This window comes from Azonexus fungiphilus (assembly GCF_003634965.1).
Taxonomy (GTDB): Bacteria; Pseudomonadota; Gammaproteobacteria; order Burkholderiales; family Rhodocyclaceae; genus Azonexus; species Azonexus fungiphilus.
On record NZ_RBXP01000011.1, the window covers coordinates 279,132 to 298,751 of the forward strand.

Annotated in this window: 19 protein-coding genes; 6 read left to right on the forward strand and 13 right to left on the reverse strand. The window is 64.9% G+C overall.

The genetic code is table 11. The features are described 5' to 3' along the window. Positions 1-47: 47 nt before the first annotated feature. The gene (gene ilvB, locus DFR40_RS04175) at positions 48-1,736 is read left to right on the forward strand and encodes an acetolactate synthase large subunit (RefSeq protein ID WP_121457211.1); all 1,689 of its coding nucleotides are present in this window, start codon (positions 48-50) and stop codon (positions 1,734-1,736) included. Next, complete coding sequence (gene ilvN, locus DFR40_RS04180) at positions 1,733-2,044, forward strand: acetolactate synthase small subunit (protein ID WP_121457212.1); 312 nt, start codon at positions 1,733-1,735, stop codon at positions 2,042-2,044. The genes ilvB and ilvN overlap by 4 nt, the downstream gene beginning before the upstream one ends. 32 nt (positions 2,045-2,076) lie before the next feature. Here ilvN and DFR40_RS17460 read toward each other — a convergent pair whose 3' ends face one another. The 10 genes from DFR40_RS17460 to napF all read right to left on the reverse strand — a co-directional run bounded on the left by DFR40_RS17460 (position 2,077) and on the right by napF (position 10,710). Then, positions 2,077-3,198, reverse strand: coding sequence for a methyl-accepting chemotaxis protein (locus DFR40_RS17460; protein ID WP_281270051.1), 1,122 nt, complete (start codon positions 3,196-3,198; stop codon positions 2,077-2,079). A gap of 125 nt (positions 3,199-3,323) precedes the next feature. Beyond that, on the reverse strand, positions 3,324-3,923 hold the full coding sequence (locus tag DFR40_RS04190; protein ID WP_121457214.1) for a NapC/NirT family cytochrome c: 600 nt from the start codon (positions 3,921-3,923) through the stop codon (positions 3,324-3,326). A gap of 49 nt (positions 3,924-3,972) precedes the next feature. Next, positions 3,973-4,329, reverse strand: coding sequence for a c-type cytochrome (locus DFR40_RS04195; protein WP_121457215.1), 357 nt, complete (start codon positions 4,327-4,329; stop codon positions 3,973-3,975). Between the two features lie 178 nt (positions 4,330-4,507). After that, entirely contained in the window at positions 4,508-5,143 is a 636-nt protein-coding gene (locus DFR40_RS04200; RefSeq protein WP_121457216.1) for a NapC/NirT family cytochrome c, read from the reverse strand. A 22-nt stretch (positions 5,144-5,165) separates the two neighbouring features. Continuing rightward, positions 5,166-5,627, reverse strand: coding sequence for a nitrate reductase cytochrome c-type subunit (locus DFR40_RS04205; protein ID WP_121457217.1), 462 nt, complete (start codon positions 5,625-5,627; stop codon positions 5,166-5,168). Further along, complete coding sequence (gene napH / locus DFR40_RS04210; protein WP_121457218.1) at positions 5,624-6,496, reverse strand: quinol dehydrogenase ferredoxin subunit NapH; 873 nt, start codon at positions 6,494-6,496, stop codon at positions 5,624-5,626. Before napH ends, DFR40_RS04205 begins: the two co-directional genes overlap by 4 nt. Next, on the reverse strand, positions 6,493-7,296 hold the full coding sequence (gene napG / locus DFR40_RS04215; protein ID WP_121457219.1) for a ferredoxin-type protein NapG: 804 nt from the start codon (positions 7,294-7,296) through the stop codon (positions 6,493-6,495). The genes napH and napG overlap by 4 nt, the downstream gene beginning before the upstream one ends. Before the next feature lie 68 nt (positions 7,297-7,364). Further along, positions 7,365-9,938: a nitrate reductase catalytic subunit NapA gene (gene napA / locus DFR40_RS04220; RefSeq protein WP_121457220.1), complete on the reverse strand. Its 2,574-nt coding sequence runs from the start codon at positions 9,936-9,938 to the stop codon at positions 7,365-7,367. A gap of 2 nt (positions 9,939-9,940) precedes the next feature. Further along, entirely contained in the window at positions 9,941-10,192 is a 252-nt protein-coding gene (locus tag DFR40_RS04225; protein WP_121457221.1) for a chaperone NapD, read from the reverse strand. Next, positions 10,189-10,710 (reverse strand): ferredoxin-type protein NapF, encoded by a 522-nt coding sequence (gene napF / locus DFR40_RS04230; RefSeq protein WP_245985596.1) that lies wholly within the window; start codon positions 10,708-10,710, stop codon positions 10,189-10,191. Before napF ends, DFR40_RS04225 begins: the two co-directional genes overlap by 4 nt. A 231-nt stretch (positions 10,711-10,941) precedes the next feature. On the opposite strand from napF, the gene DFR40_RS04235 reads away from it, so the two are divergent. Together DFR40_RS04235 and narL are read left to right on the forward strand one after the other, a co-directional pair. Then, a complete protein-coding gene (locus tag DFR40_RS04235; protein WP_121457223.1) occupies positions 10,942-12,795 on the forward strand; it encodes a HAMP domain-containing protein in 1,854 nt (617 codons plus the stop codon). Positions 12,796-12,805: 10 nt separating this feature from the next. After that, positions 12,806-13,450, forward strand: coding sequence for a two-component system response regulator NarL (narL, locus tag DFR40_RS04240; protein ID WP_121457224.1), 645 nt, complete (start codon positions 12,806-12,808; stop codon positions 13,448-13,450). Positions 13,451-13,501: 51 nt separating this feature from the next. Here the strand turns inward: narL and DFR40_RS04245 are convergent, their stop codons facing one another. After that, a complete protein-coding gene (locus tag DFR40_RS04245) occupies positions 13,502-13,921 on the reverse strand; it encodes a DUF4395 family protein (protein ID WP_121457225.1) in 420 nt (139 codons plus the stop codon). A gap of 65 nt (positions 13,922-13,986) precedes the next feature. Beyond that, positions 13,987-14,766 carry a DUF1684 domain-containing protein gene (locus DFR40_RS04250; RefSeq protein ID WP_121457226.1) on the reverse strand — a complete coding sequence of 260 codons (780 nt, stop codon included), beginning with the start codon at positions 14,764-14,766 and terminating at the stop codon, positions 13,987-13,989. 86 nt (positions 14,767-14,852) lie between these two features. Here DFR40_RS04250 and DFR40_RS04255 point away from each other — a divergent pair, with 86 nt between their 5' ends. Further along, a complete protein-coding gene (locus DFR40_RS04255; protein ID WP_121457227.1) occupies positions 14,853-15,149 on the forward strand; it encodes a DUF2502 domain-containing protein in 297 nt (98 codons plus the stop codon). Positions 15,150-15,198: 49 nt separating this feature from the next. On the opposite strand, the gene clpB is transcribed toward DFR40_RS04255, so the two are convergent. Next, positions 15,199-17,781, reverse strand: a complete 2,583-nt coding sequence (clpB, locus tag DFR40_RS04260; RefSeq protein ID WP_121457228.1) for an ATP-dependent chaperone ClpB — start codon at positions 17,779-17,781, stop codon at positions 15,199-15,201. Between the two features lie 165 nt (positions 17,782-17,946). Between clpB and DFR40_RS04265 the strand changes: the two genes are divergently transcribed. Further along, entirely contained in the window at positions 17,947-19,575 is a 1,629-nt protein-coding gene (locus tag DFR40_RS04265; protein WP_121457229.1) for a methyl-accepting chemotaxis protein, read from the forward strand. Positions 19,576-19,620 lie beyond the last annotated feature (45 nt).

Genomic DNA, 19,620 nt, shown 5'->3' on the forward strand with positions numbered 1-19,620 from the left:
GTTTTCGTTTGAGCCTCCCGGAAACGCCAGAACCCAAGGAGCCTCAGATGAGCGAAACCCCCAACGAAACCCTGACCGGTGCCCAGATCACCGTGCGCCTGCTCGAACGCCAGGGCGTGCGCCTGGTCACCGGTTATCCCGGCGGCGCCATCCTGCCGATCTACGACGCCCTCGGCCAATCGACCGCGATCCGCCACGTCCTCGCCCGCCACGAACAGGGCGCCGGCTTCATTGCCCAGGGCATGGCCCGCGTCTCCGGCGAAGTCGCTGTTTGCATGGCCTCCTCCGGCCCCGGCGCGACCAACCTGCTGACCGCCATCGCCGATGCCAAGCTCGATTCGATCCCGCTGGTCGCGATCACCGGCCAGGTGCCGAAGGCGATGATCGGTACCGACGCCTTCCAGGAAGTCGACACCTACGGCCTGTCGATCCCGATCACCAAGCACAACTTCCTGGTCTCCTCGACCGAGGAACTGCTCGAAGTGATCCCGCGCGCCTTCGCCATCGCCGCCTCCGGCCGCCCCGGCCCGGTGCTGATCGACATCCCCAAGGACGTGCAGAGCCGCGCCATCGAGGTTGCCGCCTGGCCCGAACCGGGCCATCGCAGCGCGCCGGCCGCCGCCGACGGCATGGCCCTGGCCGAAGCCGCCGGGCTGATCGCTGCGGCCAAGAAGCCCTTGCTCTACCTTGGCGGCGGCGTCATTCATGCCGGTGCCGCCGATCTGGCGGTCAAGCTTGCCGAGAAGGCCAATCTGCCGACGGTGATGACGCTGATGGCGCTCGGCGCGATGCCGGTCGACCACCCGCTGTCGCTGGGCATGCTCGGCATGCACGGCGCCCCCTACACCAACCTGGCACTCGACGAGTGCGACCTGCTGATCGCCGTCGGCGCCCGCTTCGACGACCGCGCCACCGGCAAGGTCGCCGCCTTCTGCCCGCAGGCCAGGATCATCCACATCGACATCGACGCCGCCGAACTCGACAAGATCAAGACCGCCCACGTCGGCATCGTTGCCGATGTCGGCGAAGCGCTCACCCGACTGTTGCCGCTGGTCCCGGAAAATCCCCGAAAATCGTGGGTCGACCGTGTCGATGCCCTGAAAACCGCGCATCCGCAACCGCTGCCCGGCCTCGACGATCCGCGCTCGCATTTCGGCCTGATCCGCGCCGTTGCCGCCTGCCTCGACGACGATGCCATCGTCGCCACCGACGTCGGCCAGCACCAGATGTGGGCGGCGCAAGCCTACCCGCTGCGCCGGCCGCGCCAGTGGCTGACCTCAGGCGGGCTGGGCACGATGGGCTTCGGCGTGCCGGCAGCGATCGGCGCCGCCCTCGCCGCACCGGAACGCACCGTCGTCTGCTTCACCGGCGACGGCTCGATCCTGATGAACATCCAGGAACTGGTCACCGCCGCCGAGCAAGGCGCCAACGTCAAGATCGTGCTCATGAACAACGCCGTGCTCGGCCTGGTGCACCAGCAGCAGACGCTGTTCTACGGTCAACGCCTGTTTGCCTCGGAATTCCAGGCCATGCCGGACTTCGTCACCACTGCCCGGGCGCTGGGCATCGCTGCCGTCGACCTCGACCAGGCGGCGAATCCCTGCGCCGCACTCGCCGACGCCTTCGCCCGCCCCGGTCCGTGCCTGATCCACGCCGGCATCGACGCCGAACAGAAGGTCTATCCCATGGTGCCGCCCGGCGCCGCCAACCGCGACATGATCGGAGCCCAAGCATGAACGCCAGCAACCGCAACGAAAACCAGGCCCTTGCCCGGGCCGTCCTGGAAATCGACGTCGCCAACCACCCCGGCGTGATGTCGCATGTGGTCGGCCTGTTCTCGCGCCGCGCCTACAACGTCGAGGGCATTCTCTGCCTGCCGGTCGGCGACGGCCGGCAGAGCCGGATCTGGCTGCTGGTCGGCGAGGACCAGCGATTGCCGCAGATGATCCGGCAGCTGGAAAAGCTCGAGGATGTCGGCGCGGTCCGCCGCCACCACGCCGAACACGCGGTGTTCACGCAACTGGAGGCTTTTTTCCGCCCCTGAAAGAAAAAACCCGGCCATCGCCGGGTTTTTCGTCAGCGCCCGAGGCAGAGCACGCTCGGATCGTCGTTGGCGACATCGGCCATGCGCTGCAGGTTGTCGAGCACCTTGAAGCTGGCCTTCTCCATTGCCTCGACATGGCGCAGCATCGCCGCATTGTCGCCGGCCAGGCGTGCCCGCAAGGCCTCGATGCCGAAGCGATGGACGTCGATGTGCGGCGGCTCGATCTCGCGATAGCCGGGGAGGACGCTGAAACACTCGCGGCCCTCGCCTTCGTAGTACCACTTGCCGAGACGGCAGGTGGTATGCGAGGCAACCTGGTCGGGATCGACCGTTTCCAGGCCGAACAGTCCGAGGTAGATGCGGAACTTGAAGACCAGGTGATCGACCTTGGCGACTTCGACGAAGCTCTTCAGCGAACTGCCGGCGATGACCTGTTCCATCTTGTGCGACAGGTCGATCAGGCGATTCATATCGGCGGTTGCCGCCTCACCGCGCTCGGCATACTGCTGGGCGGCGCCGGCCAGGGTTTCCATGGCGCTGCGGGCGCAGGTCGAGTCGTCGCGAATGCCACTGACCAGGCCGTCGATATCCTTGGTCGCCTTGGCGGTACGCTCGGCCAGCTTGCGCACCTCGTCGGCGACCACGGCGAAACCGCGCCCGGCCTCGCCGGCCCGCGCCGCCTCGATTGCCGCATTGAGCGCGAGCAGGTTGGTCTGATCGGCGATTTCATGAATCAGCTGGACGATGGCACCGATCTCGGTCGCCTGCTGGGCGAGCACGTCGACATCGCCGGCGGCCTTGGCCGAGCCTTCGGCCAGGCGATGCAGGTTGGCCGCGATCTCGGTCGTCGTCTGGCCGCTGCTCGCCGACACCGAGGCCGCTTCGACGGCCTGCTGGCGTTCTTCCTTGAGAGCGTTGGCCATCTGCCCGAGACTGCCCTGCGAACTCGCCAGCGACTGGCTGAACAGCGCCAGGTTGCCGAGGATGGCGCGCAGGTTGTCGCACTCGATTTCCTTCTCCTGCCAGGCTCGCTCGCGCTCGCCCAGGACCTGGCGCAGCTCGGCCAGTTCGGCAACCAGCGCGCCTTCACGGCGCGCGCTCTCGGCCAGCGAGCGTTCAAGCTCGCCGACCTTTTCCGCATTGCTCCAGAACATGATTTCCCTTTTCCGCATGGAGGCTTGTCGCCTCTGTTATTTTCGGCAAACCGTATATTCGGTTGTCACCTTTGCCATATTAACATGCGCTTGCCGCGACCAGCGGAATCGGGATCAGCTGCCGGCTATTCCTCTTCCGGCTCCTCGTACTCGTCCGGCAGACGGTGGGCGATGCCCTTGTGGCAGTCGATGCAGGTCTTGCCCTCGGCCTTCGCCGCCATGTGCTTCTTGTACGGCGTCTTGCGCTGGAGATCCTCGCTCATCGCCTCGAAGCTGTGGCAGTTGCGGCACTCGCGCGAATCGCTGGCCTTCATCCGGGCCCATTCACGGGTCGCCATTTCCATCCGGTGCGCCTTGAACTTCTCGGGCGTGTCGATGACGCCGGTGATCTTGCCCCAGACTTCCTTGCTCGCCTGGATCTTGCGGATCATCTTGTGGCTCCAGTCCTTGGGCACGTGGCAATCGGAGCAGACCGCCTGGACGCCGGTACGGTTGCTGTAGTGGATGGTTTCCTTGTATTCCTTGTACACGTTGTCACGCATCTCGTGGCAGCTGATGCAGAAATTCAGCGTGTTGGTGGCTTCCATGCCGGTATTGAAGCCACCCCAGAAGAGGATGCCCGAGGCGAAGCCGACCAGCAGCAGCGTCAGTACCGAATATTTGATGCTCGGCCGGCGCAACGCGCTCCAGCAACGCCGCAAGCCTCCCTGTGTTTCCTTGCTCATATGCCCCCCTGGCATCGTCGGTGCCCCGCCTGGCGAGGCACCAGGCTGGTTACAGTGTCAGGATGTACTGGACCAGGTTGCGTACCTGGGCTTCGTCCTTGGCCGGCGTCGTCTTGACCACCTTGTGCTCTTCCTCGGTTCCGTCGGACAGCTTGACCTTCGGCGCCGTCGTCAGGTGCGTCACCAGCTTCGCCTCGCTGTCGGCCTTGCCCTTGAACTTGGCGGCGACCTTCTTGAAGGCCGGGCCGTCCTTGTCCTTGTCCATGCCGTGGCACTGCGTGCATTTGTTCTGCTTCATCAGGTCCTTGGCGGCATCGACGTCGAGCGCCTGGGCGCCGGTGGCGAACAGCGCGGCGGTGGCGCCGGCGAGCAGCATGGATGCGAAGCTTTTCTGCGAACGATTCATTGATCTCTCCCGAAAATTGTCGGCCGGACGCGGGTTCCGGTTCCGTGCGCCATTGTCGCGAGCCGGTCGGCGCAATTCCTTGATCTGTGTCGCCAATTCCCGGGCGGCGGCGAAAAAAAAGCCAGGCATCGCTGCCTGGCTTGTCGAATGAGCCTTCCTGTCCGGAACTGCTCGCTGCTTATTTGGCGACCGGCGGGTGGAAGACTTCCGGCGCCGCGCCATGAGTATTGACTGCACCGATCGACTGGTCGACTTCCGGCAGCTTGTGGGCGATGCCCTTGTGGCAGTCGATGCAGGTCTTGCCTTCGGTGAAGGCCTGCTGGTGGGTGTTGGCACCGCGCCGGCCCTGGACGGCGTAGTCGAAGTACTCGAAGTTGTGGCAGTTGCGGCATTCCTGCGAGTTGTTGGCCTTCATCCGCGCCCATTCGCGGGTCGCCATCTCGAGCCGGTGCGCCTCGAATTTCTCGGGCGTATCGACGATGCCGGTGATCTTGCCCCAGACTTCCTTGCTCGCCTGGACCTTGCGGATGATCTTCGGCACCCATTCCTTGGGCACGTGGCAATCCGGACAGGTGGCGCGGACGCCGGAACGGTTCGAGTAGTGCACGGTGTTCTGGTACTCGGCGTAGACGTTGTTCTTCATCTCGTGACAGCCGATGCAGAACTCCTCGCGGTTGGTCATTTCCATCGCGGTGTTGAAGCCGCCCCAGAAGACGATGCCGGCCACGAACAGCCCGAGCACCGTGAGCACCCCGATGCCGGCCACCCAGGCCCGGACTCTTGCGGTCAACCCCGCCGGTTTGTTGTTTTCCATGATTCTTCTCCGTCAGCCGGGCTCAGCGAATGCCTTCGGCCGGCTTGAACTTGTTGGCCACCAGCGGCTTGGCGTCGACCTGCGGCACATGGCACTGCTGGCAGAAGTAGCGGCGCGGCGAGATGTTCGACAGCTCCTGGCCATCGCGCGTCTTGAAGTGGGTCAGCGAGACCTTGGTCGCGCCGGTTTCCTTGTAGCGCGTCCAGGAATGGCAATCCATGCACTTGTTGTATTTCATGGTCACCGTGTAGCCATCGGTCTTGTGCGGGATCAGCGGCGGCTGCTGGACGTAGTCGCGCTCGATCGGCGCACTCTCCTTCATCGTCTTGAAGGGGTCGGCCGACTCCGTTTCCGGTGCCTGGATCGCCGCGCCGCGCAGGCTCTTGAGCCCGCCCTCCGTGGCATGAACCGGGCCCCAGGACAAAGTGGAAGCCATAAGTGCCGCGGCCAAAGCAGCAGTCAACAGGCGGCTCTTGTTTTTCATGAATCGCTCCTTTGATCGAACCGATGAGTAAAGTGGAAAACGTGTTTGTTGCAGACATCGATGCAGCGACCGCAGTTGGTGCAATCGGGATCGAGGATGAGGGGACTGTCCTGCCCGGCCTTCTTCAGCGCCGGCCGGATCACCTGCGGTTCCGGGCAGACGGCGAAGCAGTCCATGCAGTCGTCGCAGCGACCGCGCTGGTCGGCAGTGATGCGGATCAGCGACTTCTGCCCGAGCAGGCCGTAGAAGGCGCCCATCGGACAGAGGTGACCGCACCAGCCGCGACTGGCGACCAGCAGGTCGTAGGCGAAGATCGCGACAACGGCGGCGAGACTGCCGGAGAGCCCGAAGATCAGGCTGCGTTGCAGGATCGTCACCGGATTGACCCATTCCCAGACGACCGTGCCGCTGAGCGCGGCGGCAATCAGGGAACCGGCCAGCACCCAGTAGCGGGTGTTGCCGTCCGGCGCCCGCCCCGACTTCAGGCCGAGTCGACGACGCAGCCAGGCGGCGGCATCGGTGACGACATTGACCGGGCAGACCCAGGCGCAGTAGATGCGACCACCGAACAGCGCGTAGAAGGCGATCACGATGGCCGCGCCGATCAGCGCCGAGGAAGCCGGCATGAAGCCGGCGGCCAGGCTTTGCACGAAGAGATAGGGATCGGTCAGCGGCAGCACGTCCAGCGTCAGCGACGAGGCCAGGTTGCCCTTGGCGATCCACAGACCGAACCACGGCCCGCTGAGGAAGAGCAGCAGCACGGTCAACTGCGACAGACGGCGCAAAACCAGGTAGCGGCTGGCGGCCAGCCAGCCCTTGTCGCGCACCGCCTCGCGGCCGGGACGCAGACTTTCGCGACGGGCGCTCATGGCTTCCACCCCGAATTCATGCCCGACGGCGCCGGCGTCTCGACGCGGACGTCGCCGTAGGCCTTTTCTTCCAGGCCGCGCACCGGCATCTCGACCTGCTCGCCGATCAGCGAGCCGCCGTGCTTCTGCTTCTCTTCCCAGCCCTTGCGGTAATGGTCGGGCAAGGCGCCCTTGGCCAGCTTGACCGGCATCACCTTGATCGCCGCCTCGGGCAGCACGCAGGCCGCCTCGCACTTGCCGCAGCCGGTGCAATGGTCGGAATGGACCGTCGGCAGGAGCAGCGCATGCCGGTCGGAACGCGGGTTGTGCAGGCTTTCCAGGGTGATCGCCCGGTCGATCACCGGGCACACCCGGTAGCAGACATCGCAGCGCAGGCCGAGGAAGTTGAGGCAGGTCTCCTGGTCGGAGAGCACCGCCAGCCCCATCCGCGCCTCGTGGATGTCGGTCAGCTTGGGATTCAGCGCCCCGGTCGGACAGGCCTTGACGCACGGGATGTCGTCGCACATCTCGCAGGGCACCGCCCGCGCCTTGAAATACGGGGTGCCGCCGGCGACCTCGCCGCCAACCGGTGCCAGCACCAGCGTGTCGTACGGACAGTCGCGCACGCACAGGCCACAGCGGATGCAGGCCGAGAGAAAGGCTTCGCCGGCGAGCGCGCCGGGCGGGCGCAGCGCCTGTGCCGGATTGGCCGACGCCGGCCGTACCGGCAGCCAGGACGCGAGGGTGAGCAGCGCCCCGCCGCCGGCCGCGGCGGCGATGCCGTTGAGGAACTTCCGGCGTGCCACGGAGGCAGGCGACACGCCGGGGTTCCCTTCAGGCTTGGCGGTGGGATTCGTGCTCACGGTCGACGTCCGTTTTCAGGCAAAAATCAGGCGCGAACGACCTTGACGGCGCACTTCTTGAAGTCCGTTTCCTTGGAAATCGGACAAGTGGCGTCGAGGGTCAGCTTGTTGACCAGCTTGCCTTCGTCGAAGAAGGGGATGAAGACCAGGCCGATCGGCGGCTTGTTGCGGCCCTTGGTCTCGACGCGCAGCTGGATCTCGCCGCGCCGCGAGGCGACCTTGACCTTCATGCCGCGCTGGATGCCGCGCTTGCGCGCATCTTCCGGGTGCATGTACATCACCGCTTCCGGCACCGAACGGTGCAGCTCCGGGACGCGCCGGGTCATCGAGCCGGTGTGCCAGTGTTCGAGCACGCGGCCGGTACACAACCACAGGTCGAATTCCTTGTCCGGCATTTCCGGGGGATCCTGGTAAGGCAGCGCGAAGATCACCGCCTTCTTGTCCTTGTGGCCGTAGAAGGCGAAGTCCTCGCCCTTCTTGACGTAAGGATCGTAGCCCTCGCGGAAGCGCCACAGCGTTTCCTTGCCGTCGACCACCGGCCAGCGCAGGCCACGTGCCTTGTGGTAGGTCTCGAAGCTGGCCAGGTCGTGGCCATGGCCGCGACCGAACTCGGCGTATTCCTCGAACAGGCCCTTCTGCAGGTAGTAGCCGAGTTCCTTCGACTCGTCGTTCATGTAGCCCTTGATCGCGTGGCTGTTCGCCTTCTCGACATCGGCCAGCGGGAACTTGTTCACCTTGCCGTTCTTGTAGAGGATGTCGAACAGCGTCTTGCCCTTGTATTCCGGCTTCTTGGCGATCAGCTCGGCCGGCCAGACATCCTCGACCTTGAAGCGCTTGGAGAACTCGATGTACTGCCACAGGTCGGACTTGGCCTCGCCCGGCGCCGCCACCTGCTGGCGCCAGAACTGGGTACGCCGCTCGGCATTGCCGAAGGCGCCTTCCTTCTCGGTCCACATCGCCGACGGCAGGACCAGGTCGGCGGCCATCGCCGAGACCGTCGGGTAGGCATCGGAAACGACCACGAAGGAAGCCGGATTGCGCCAGCCCGGGTAGATTTCGTCATTGACGTTCGGCCCGGCCTGCATGTTGTTGGTCGTCGTCGTCCAGTAGCACTTGAGCTTGCCGTCCTTCAGCATGCGGCTCTGGAGCACGGCGTGGAAGCCGATCTTGGCATTCAGCGTGCCTTCCGGCAGTTGCCAGATTTCCTCGGTGTGCTTGCGGTGATCGGGGTTCATCACGACCATGTCGGCCGGCAGGCGATGGGCAAAGGTGCCGACTTCGCGCGCCGTGCCGCAGGCGGACGGCTGGCCGGTGAGCGAGAACGGACCGCTGCCCGGCGTCGAGATCTTGCCGGTGAGCAGGTGCACGTTGTAGATCATGTTGTTCACCCAGGTACCGCGGGTGTGCTGGTTGAAGCCCATGGTCCAGAAGCTGACGATCTTCTTCTTCGGATCGGCATACAGCTCGGCCATCCGCTTCAGGCGGTCGGCCGGAACGCCGGACAGCTTGGCGGTCTTTTCCAGCGTGTATTCGGAAACGAACTTCTTGAACTCGTCGAAGGTGATCGGCTTGGCCGCGCCGGTATCGCCCTTCGGCTTGCCGTCGGCGCCGGGGTAGCCGTTCGACTTGGCATCCTTTTCCAGGGCGTGCGCCGGACGCAGGCCGTAGCCGATGTCGGTTTCGCCCATCTTGAAATTGACGTGCTTCTTGACGAAGTCCTGGTTGACCTTGCCGCTCTGGATGATGTGGTTGCAGATGTAGTTGAGGATCGCCAGGTCGGTATTCGGGACGAAGATCATCGGGTTGTCGGCGAGCTCGTAGCTACGGTGCTCGAAAGTCGACAGCACATGCACCTCGGAACCGGTATGCGTCAGCCGGCGGTCGGTGATGCGCGACCACAGGATCGGGTGCATCTCGGCCATGTTCGAGCCCCACAACACGAAGGCGTCGGCGTTCTCGATGTCGTCGTAGCAGCCCATCGGCTCGTCGATGCCGAAGGTGCGCATGAAGCCGGCCACCGCCGAGGCCATGCAGTGGCGGGCGTTGGGGTCGAGGTTGTTGGAACGGAAACCGGCCTTCCACAGCTTCGCTGCGGCATAGCCTTCCCAGATCGTCCATTGGCCGGAACCGAACATCCCGATCGAGGAGGTCATCTCATTGACCGGCTTGCCGGCGTTGGCCTTCATGTCGGCCTTGAGCGCTTCCTTCCACTTCTCTTCCATGATGTCGAAGGCCTGCTTCCAGGAAATCGGCTGGAATTCGCCGTTCTTGTCGTACTTGCCGTTCTTCATCCGCAGCAGCGGCGTCGTCAGGCGGTCCTCGCCGTACTGGATCTTCGACAGGAAGTAGCCCTTGATGCAGTTCAGGCCGCGGTTGACCGGCGCATCCGGATCGCCCTGGGTGGCGACGATGCGACCGTTCTGGACACCGACCAGCACCGAGCAGCCGGTGCCGCAGAAGCGACAGGCCGCCTTGTCCCAGCGCACTTCGGTGGTCGCCCCGGCCGGCTTGGCGGCCTGGGCAGTCATGGGAATCCCGGCGGTTGCTGCAGCGGCAGCCACTGCCTGGGTTTTCAGGAAATCACGGCGATTCATGGTCATGGTCAAGCCTCCTCGGGTTCAAGCGCGTCGTCGCAGTATTCGTAAGCCAGGGTCACCGACATCACATGCGGCACGTGATGGACCCGAATGATGGAATCGGAAACGGCATAGCCCTCGCCGTCTTCGATCAGGACAAGCATGCGTCCGTCGCCCTGATCGTGCGCGACGGAGGCGCCGGGCACGGCCTCGACGCCCAGCTGGACGTCCCGGGTGTGCTCGGGCAGGTATTTCAGGACGAGACTGACGATTTTCATGCGGCACCTCGAAGGGCTAGGGATGGGGAATTCGGCGCAGCGATACGGATCGCCTGCGTCGGGCAATCGGCAAGGCAGGCGCCGCAGCCGGTGCAGGCGGCGGCATCGAGCCGCGGCCGCGAGACGCCGCCGAGCGCCGGGGGGAAATGGATGGCACGGGTTTCGCAGCTTTCGCCGCAGGTCCGGCAGACGACGCTGCGCTCGGCCAGGCAGGCCGCCGAGAACACCGCCTGCAAGACCCACGGGGCCTGCCCGGCAACCTCGCGCAGGGCCTGCGGCCGGCACACCCGGCGGCATTCGCCGCAGAAGGTGCAGCCTTCAGGGGCCTGACCGGCGCCGAAAACGGCTTCCGGATAACCACCGCCGCCCTTGACCAGCAAGCCGGTCGGACACACCGCAAGACATTCGCCACAACGCGTGCAGGCTTCCTGGAAGGCAGCTTCCGCCAGCGCCCAGGGGGGGCGGAAGGCCGGTTCCGCACGGGCGGCACCGAAGAAGGCACGACGGGAAAGACTCACGTTACTGACTCGCGAAATTGATCTGTGATGCATCCTACGCGGCGAAACCACACGCCGACAGGGGCCAAAATGCGTCGAAACGGTCGCGATCTACGCCTTAATGGGTAGGATTTCCCGCAACGGGAAAACGGCTTTTTCCCTTAGAATCAAGCCCATGAAAAACCAGCCAGCCAGCCGCCAGCGCGCCGCGAATACCCCGCTGTTCAAAAGGGGTAATCCCCAATACACGCGATGAAGCGCTTTCTCCTCTCGATCACCCAGGCGCTGCACGAATCGGTCCTGGTCCGCCTCGGCCTGGCAATGGGCATCCTCGCCCTGCTCTCCTTCGCCTCCATCGTCACCTCGACGGTGATCGCCGAGAACATCAGCGGCCAGGCCAGCGCGATCAACGTTTCCGGCTCGCTGCGGATGATGAGTTTCCGCAGCCTGAGCGAAGTCCAGCAGCCGGAAAAGCGCAGCCTGGCACTGACCACGATCGAGCAGTTCGAGCGCCGCCTGAACGGCCTCGACCGCCACATCCAGAGCAAGGCCAGCAGCGACGCCCCGTCGCGCCAGGCGATCAACGTCGTCACCCGGCGCTGGACCGAGCACATTCGCCCGCTCGCCCGCGCCGCCGCCGACGGCAACCCGGACGCCCTGATCCAGATGGCCCAGGACATTCCGGCCTTCGTCGAGCAGATCGACCGCGCCGTCCTGTTGATCGAGGAAGACCTCGAGCACAAGGTGCGCTGGTTGCGCGCAACGCAGTTCGCGCTGCTGGCGCTGATCGTCATCGTCAGCCTGGTCACCAGCTGGATGCTCAAGCGGCAGCTGGTCGAGCCGCTGGCGCAACTGCTCAAGGCGGCGAAAACCGTGTCGCGCGGCTCGTTCACCGTGCGCGTCCGCCACGTCGGCGGCGACGAACTCGGTCAGCTCGGGCGCGCCTTCAACACGATGGTCGCCGAGATCGCCAACATGTACGCCCACCTCGAGGAGAAGGTCGAGGAAAAGACCGAGGCGCTGACGCGTACCAACCAGTCGCTCGAACTGCTCTACCGGGTCAGCCAGAAGCTGTCGGCCAGCGACCTGACGCTCGACCAGCTGCAGGCCATCCTGCGCGAGGTCGAGGATGCGCTCGACCTCGGCCACAGCATGATCTGCGTCAGCGACAACGGCCACCTGCCGGCGCATCCGGTGGTCGGCGACCTGACCCAGGAAGAGATCGGCAAGTGGTGCGGCCGTCAGGATTGCGGCCAGTGCTTCGCGCGCGCCAGCGAAACCCTGACCGAGCAGTCGACGGCGAGCAACGTCGTGGTCGTGCCGATCGGCGAGGCCGGCGGACTGCACGGCACGCTGCCGATCGTGCTGCGCTCGCGCGAACCGCTGCCGCTGGACAAGGCACGGCTGATCGAAACGGTCGGCCACCATGTCTCGAATGCCCTGATCAACATGCGCCGGACCGAGGAGAAGCACCGCCTGGCGGTGCTCGAGGAGCGCTCGGTGATTGCCCGCGAACTGCACGACTCGATCGCCCAGTCGCTCAGCTACCTGCGCATCCAGGTCACCCGCCTGGAAAAGTGCATCGACCAGGGCTGCGACGCGCGGACCATCGCCGTCGAGCTCAAGGACGGGCTCAGTTCCGCCTACCGCGAGCTGCGCGAACTGATCACCACCTTCCGCCTGCGCATCGACGAGCGCGGCTTCGGCGTCGCCCTCCAGGAAACCATCGCCGAGTTTTCGGCCAAGCTCGGCTTCCCGATCGAGCTGCACAACACGCTGTCCGGCATCGTTCTTTCCGGCAACGAGGAAATGCATGTCATCCGGATCATCCGCGAGGCCCTGTCGAATATCGAGCGCCATGCCCAGGCCGGTCGCGCCAGCGTGCACATCGAGGTCGCCGCCTCGCACCATGTCTGCATCCGCGTCGCCGACGACGGCCGCGGCTTCGACCCGGCGGCGACGCCGGCCAACCATTTCGGCACCACGATCATGCGCGACCGTGCCCACATCCTCGAAGGCGAACTCGGCGTCAGCAGCACGCCGGGCGCCGGCACCACGATCACCCTGAACTTCCTGCCGCAGAAATACCGGCAGAGCGAAACCTGAGAAAACGACCATGCCCGACAAGACCCGTGTCCTGATCATCGACGACCATCCGCTGTTCCGCCGCGGCGTCAGCCAGCTGCTCGGCCTCGCCGCCGGCTTCGAGATCGTCGGCGAAGCCGCCAGCGGCCAGGAAGGCATCGAACTGGCGAAAAACCTCGAGCCCGACCTGATCCTGCTCGATCTCAACATGAAGGGGATGAACGGCCTCGAGACCCTGCGCACGATGCGCGACCTCGAGATCGACGCGCGCATCATCCTGATCACCGTTTCCGATGCGCCCGAGGACCTGATCGCCGCGATCCGCGCCGGCTCCGACGGCTACATCCTGAAGGACAACGATCCCGACGACATCCTCAAGCTGATCGACAGCGCCATGCACGGCCGCAACGCCATCAGCCCGGAACTGACCAGCCTGCTGGCGACCGCGCTGCGCGAGGAAAGCGTCGTCGAGCAGCGCAGCCAGGCCAACCTCACCGAGCGCGAGACGGCGATCCTCAAATGCCTGGCCGCCGGCATGTCGAACAAGCTGATCGCCCGCGAACTCGACATCATGGAAAGCACCGTCAAGGTGCACATCCGCAACCTGCTCAAGAAGCTCAAGTTCCGCTCGCGCGTCGAAGCCGCAGTCTGGGCCGTCGCCAACCATCTCGGCTGAAACAAAAAGGGCGCGACAACGGTCGCGCCCCTGGTGCTGCCGCCACCCCGCTCAGGCAGCGCGCAACTTGTACCAGGCGAGATAGGCCCAGCAAGCGGCACAGAAGCCGGTGCTCAGGTCGATGAAGGCGAAGACCAGGATGGCCCAGGCCGGAATCATGCCGACGCCGGAATCGAGCACCCAGGTCACGAACATCGCCGTACCGGCGATGCCGGCGATCTTGTCGGCGAACATCTTGGAGCCGGCGTTCTGCAACTTGGCCAGCCCGAACTTCCCGGTCAGGCCGGCGAACAGCTTGTACGACAGGCACTTGTGCGGCGACACGAAGCCGCGCAGCAGACCGCCGAAAGCCAGCAGCAGCGAAACCCACTTATACGGCGTGAACAGGTAGATGGCGGCGATGACGAAGCTCATCGTCGCCTGCAGGCGGTAGGCATTGGCGCAAACCGGGGCAATGTCGAAACGCAGCATGGAAAACTCCGCACAAATATAATTAGGTGCTTATATTAGCATATTGCGTTTTATACTGGCAATGACTAATGCCCGCCATGCCACCGCTTCTCGCCGGCCGGCACGGCAAAGGGCAACCAGTTTTCCGGTGGCGGCAACGGGCAGGTGGCGAAAGGCGTGAACGCGCAGGGCGGGTTGAAGGCGCGGTTGAAATCGAGGCGGATGCTGCCGTCGACCGCCGGTTTCGCCTTCAGGAAACGGCCGGCACCGTAGGTCTCGCGGCCGCTCGTGCGGTCGCGGAAGACGAAGAAGACCTCGCGCTCGCCGACCGCCATCGGCAAAAGTTCGACTTTTTGCCCGTCGACCGTGAACGCCGCCTTGAAGGCGACCGTCACCGGCTTCAGCTCGCCGGTGACGTTGGGCACTTCCATGGTCACCGGCGGCAACAGCGGCAACCACTCGGCGTCGACGACCCAGGCCGGGTCTTCGGGAAAATGCTCGATGCCGGCGAACGGCTGGCGCGTCGCCCAGGCCCGGTCGCGCACGCGGGCGGCGAAACGGCCGTCACGGTCGACGATGAAAAACGACAGATTTTCGTGGTCGACCGTGGACGGCTGGCCGTCGCGGTCGGTCGCCAGCGCCCTCGCCTCGCCGCCGGCCGGCTGCCAGAAGACGCTGCCGTCGCGCTGGACCAAGTCGCCGAGATGCTGCGGTCCGGACGGCAGACGGACACTGCAGTCGTCGCCGCTGCCGACCTTGCTCACCACCGCCTCCAGCCAGAACAGGCCGACCAGGCCAAGCCAGCTGTCGGCACCGGCGAGTTCGGCGTGGCGGGCCTGCCGCCATTCCTCCAGGGTCGCTTTCATTTGCTTACAATCCTTTCGTAACCGTTTTCCGCCGCTTGTCCGTTAATCGGAACACGGCCCCTTGCCGAGAAAGAGAGAGAAAAACCATGAAAAAATTCCTTTGCATCGCCTTGCTCGCAGCCTCGCCGCTGTTTTCCGGCGCCAGCGACCTGCGTGTCGATATCGGTTCGGTCCGCGTCCAGACCGGCGGCGTCACCGTCACCTTCGGCAGCCGCAACGACCGCGGCTATTACTGGGACGGCTATGAATGGCGCGAGCCCGGTTACTGGAAGAAGCACCACGGCCCGCGCGGCGAGAAATACTATACCGGCCGGCCGCAGGGCGTGCCGCACCAGGGCCCCGGTTTCTGCCCGCCGGGCCAGGCCAAGAAGGGCAACTGCTGACGACGAGGGCGGGCCGAGACGGCCCGCCCTTTGATCGACCGCCGGCGCATCAGCCCTTGGCAAAGCGCAGGATGCCTCCCTCGCAACTGACGCGGATGACATCCTTGGCGGCGAACCTGCCTTCGAGGATGGCCTTGGCCAGCGGATTCTCGATCTGCTGCTGGATCGCGCGCTTGAGCGGCCGCGCCCCGAACACCGGATCGAAGCCGGCCTGGGCGATTTCCGCCAGTGCCGAATCCTCGACAACGATGCCCATTTCCAGCTGCGCCAGCCGCTTTTCCAGGTAGCCAAGCTGGATCCTGGCGATGCCGGCGATGTTCTTCTCGTCGAGGGCGTGGAAGACCACCACCTCGTCGATGCGGTTGATGAACTCCGGCCGGAAATAGGTCTTCACCTCGCCCATCACCGCCAGCTTGATCAGCTGGTACTCGTCGCCCTGCATCTGCTGGATCATCTGACTGCCGAGGTTCGACGTCATGACAATCACCGTATTCTTGAAGTCGACCGTGCGACCCTGGCCGTCGGTCATGCGGCCATCGTCAAGGACTTGCAGGAGGACGTTGAAGACGTCCGGATGCGCCTTTTCCACCTCGTCGAGCAGGATCACGCTGTACGGCTTGCGACGCACCGCCTCGGTCAGGTAGCCGCCTTCCTCGTAGCCGACGTAGCCCGGCGGCGCGCCGATCAGGCGGGCAACCGAGTGCTTCTCCATGAACTCGCTCATGTCGATGCGGATCAGGTGTTCCTCGCTATCGAACATGAACTCGGCCAGCGCCTTGCACAGCTCCGTCTTGCCGACACCGGTCGGGCCGAGGAAGAGGAAGGAGCCGTAGGGCTTGTTCGGGTCGGCGAGGCCGGCGCGCGAACGGCGGATGGCGTCGGCGACCAGGCGCACGGCCTCGTCCTGGCCGACGACGCGGTTGTGCAGGCGCTCTTCCATCTTCAGCAGTTTGTCGCGCTCGCCCTGCATCATCTTGCTTACCGGGATGCCGGTGGCGCGGCTGACCACCTCGGCGATTTCCTCGGCGCCGACCTGGGTGCGCAGCAACTTGTTCTTCTGCTGGGCGCCGTCGCCCTCGGCTTCGGCCTTCTTCAACTGCGCTTCCAGTTGCGGCAGCTTGCCGTATTGCAGCTCGGCGACCTTCTCCAGCTTGCCTTCGCGCTGCAGGCGGGCGATTTCGGCCTTCAGATGGTCGATTTCCTCCTTGATCTGGGCGGAACCGAGGACGGCCGACTTCTCGGCCTTCCACACTTCTTCCAGATCAGAGTATTCCTTGGTCAGCGTGCCGATTTCCGCCTCGATCAGCGTCAGGCGCTTTTTCGAGGCCTCGTCCTTCTCGCGCTTGACCGCCTCGCGTTCGATCTTCAACTGGATGATGCGGCGGTCGAGCTTGTCCATCACTTCCGGCTTGGAGTCGATTTCCATCTTGATGCGGGCGGCGGCCTCGTCGATCAGGTCGATGGCCTTGTCCGGCAGGAAGCGGTCGGTGATGTAGCGATGGCTCAACTCGGCGGCGGCAACGATGGCCGGGTCGGTGATGTCCACGCCGTGGTGCAGCTCGTACTTCTCCTGCAGTCCGCGCAGGATGGCGATGGTCGATTCGACGGAAGGCTCATCGACCAGCACCTTCTGGAAGCGGCGTTCGAGCGCGGCGTCCTTCTCGATGTACTTGCGGTATTCGTCGAGCGTCGTCGCGCCGATGCAGTGCAGTTCGCCGCGCGCCAGGGCGGGCTTGAGCATGTTGCCGGCGTCGATGGCGCCCTCGGCCTTGCCGGCACCGACCATGGTATGGATTTCGTCGATGAACAGGATGATGCGGCCTTCGTCCTGCGCCACTTCCTTCAACACCGCCTTCAGGCGCTCCTCGAATTCACCGCGGTACTTGGCGCCGGCGAGCAGGCCGGCCATGTCGAGGACCAGCACCTTCTTGCCCTTCAGGGTTTCCGGCACCTCGCCATTGACGATGCGCTGCGCCAGGCCTTCGACGATGGCGGTCTTGCCGACGCCCGGCTCGCCGATCAGCACCGGGTTGTTCTTGGTGCGGCGTTGCAGGATCTGGATGGCACGGCGGATTTCGTCGTCGCGGCCGATCACCGGGTCGAGCTTGCCCATGGCCGCGCGCTCGGTCAGGTCGATGCAGAATTTCTTCAACGACTCGCGCTGGCCTTCGGCCTCCTGCGAATCGACATTCTGGCCGCCGCGTACGGCCATGATCGCCGCTTCCAGCGCCTTCCGCTGCAAGCCGTGCTGTTTCGCAATGCGGCCGGTCTCGCCCTTGTCGTCGCAAAGGACGAGCAGGAACATCTCGCTGGCGATGAACTGGTCGCCGCGCTTCTGCGCTTCCTTGTCAGTGAGGTTGAGCAGGTTGCCCAGATCGCGGCCGACCTGCACGTCGCCGCCGTGGCCTTCGACCTTGGGCAGGCGGGTCAGCGCGCCTTCGATGTCGCGCTTCAGGGCCGGCACATTGACGCCGGCACGCGCCAGCAGCGAGGCGGTGCCGCCATCGTCCTGGCCGAGCAGCGCCAGCAGCAGGTGCTGCGCTTCGATGAATTGCTGGTCGTTGCCATTGGCCAGGCTCTGGGCGTCACCCAGGGCCTGCTGGAACTTGGTGGTGAGTTTGTCGAGTCGCATGATTTCTCCCGGCGGGAAGGTTCCGATGCAAGCCAGATGCGGACATCCCCCCCGATTTCAAGCCAGAACAAGGTAATTCTTGTGAAAACCCCCTATTGCGTTGCGGAGTTTTGCGGGTAAGCTTGCCCCCGGCTTGAACAAAGACACAAAAACGAGAGGAGAACCATGTCCGGATCGACCATGACCCTGCGCGGAAAACTGACCGCCATGACGCTCGCCACCATCGGTGCGCTGATCATCCTGTTTGCCGTACTGCTCGTCGACGGCAAGCAACGGATGATGGAAGACCGCCAGAACAAGGTCCGCAACCTGGTCGAAGTCGCGCAGCTGACGGTGGCGCACTTCGAAGCCCAGGCCAAGGCCGGCAAGATCAGCGAGGACCAGGCCAAGCAGCTCGCCGCCGACGCGATCCGCGACATGCGTTACGACAACGTCGAGTATTTCTGGATCAACGATCTCAACGACCTGATGGTCATGCACCCGATCCGCAAGGATCTCGAAGGCAAGAAGCTCGACCAGCTCAAGGACAAGAACGGCAAGCTGCTGTTCCTCGAGTTCAACAGCGTGGTCAAGAACAAGGGCGCCGGTTTCGTCGATTACCTGTGGCCGAAGCCGGGTGCCGACGAAGGCGTGCCGAAGATTTCCTACGTCATGGGTTTCAAGCCCTGGGGCTGGGTGATCGGTACCGGCATCTACATCGACGACGTCGACGCCCAGTTCCGCCGCGACGCGATCAAGCTGCTGCTGTGGGGCCTGGGTATCGGCGGCTTCATCGCCGTCTCCCTGCTGCTCGTCTCGCGCAGCATCATCCGCACGCTCGGCGGCGATCCCGCGGCTGCCTCTGCGATCACCCGCCGCATCGCCGCCGGCGACCTGTCCTCGCCGGTCGACTGCCCGCCGGGCGAGAACCTGCTGGCCGATATCCGGGCGATGCAGGACACGCTGCGGACGATGATCTCGACCATCGTCAGCAACGCCGAACACGTCGCCAGCGCCGCCGACCAGTTGCTCAACGCTTCCGAGGAAGTCGCCGACCGTGCCCGCCAGCAGAGCGACGCTGCCTCGTCGATGGCCGCCTCGGTCGAGGAAATGGCGGTCAGCATCGACCAGGTCAAGGAAAACGCCGGTGAGGCGCATGGTATTTCGCAGCAGTCGGCGGTCATCTCCGAAGAAGGCGCCGGCGTCATCCACACTGCCGCCAGCGAGATGCGCAAGATTTCGGAAGCCGTCCAGGCCTCGTCGGAAATCGTCGAGGATCTCGGCCGCCAGTCCGACCAGATCACCTCGATCGTCAATACCATCCGCGAGATCGCCGACCAGACCAACCTGCTCGCCCTCAACGCCGCCATCGAGGCCGCCCGTGCCGGCGAACAGGGGCGTGGCTTCGCCGTCGTCGCCGACGAGGTGCGCAAGCTGGCCGAACGCACCAGCCTGTCGACCACCGAGATTGCCGAAATGGTCACCAAGATCCAGAACGGCACCAGGAGCGCCGTCGGCAGCATGCAGTCGGGCGTCGCCAAGGTCAGCAAGGGGGTCGAACTGGCCAATCAGGCCGGCGACTCGATCGAACGCATCCGCGACGGGGCACAGCGCGTCACCTTCGTCGTCAACGGCATCTCCGACTCGATCAGCGAACAGAGCCAGGCCAGCAACGACATCGCGCAGAAACTGGAAACGATCGCCCAGATGTCCGAGGAAAGCGCCATTGCCGTGCGCCATACGGCCGACGCCGCACGCCGCCTGCACACGCTGTCGGGCGAACTGCACGAGGCCGTCGCCCGCTTCCGCACCTGAACTCGATCCTTACTGGAAACAGACAGGGGCGCCGCGGCGCCCCTG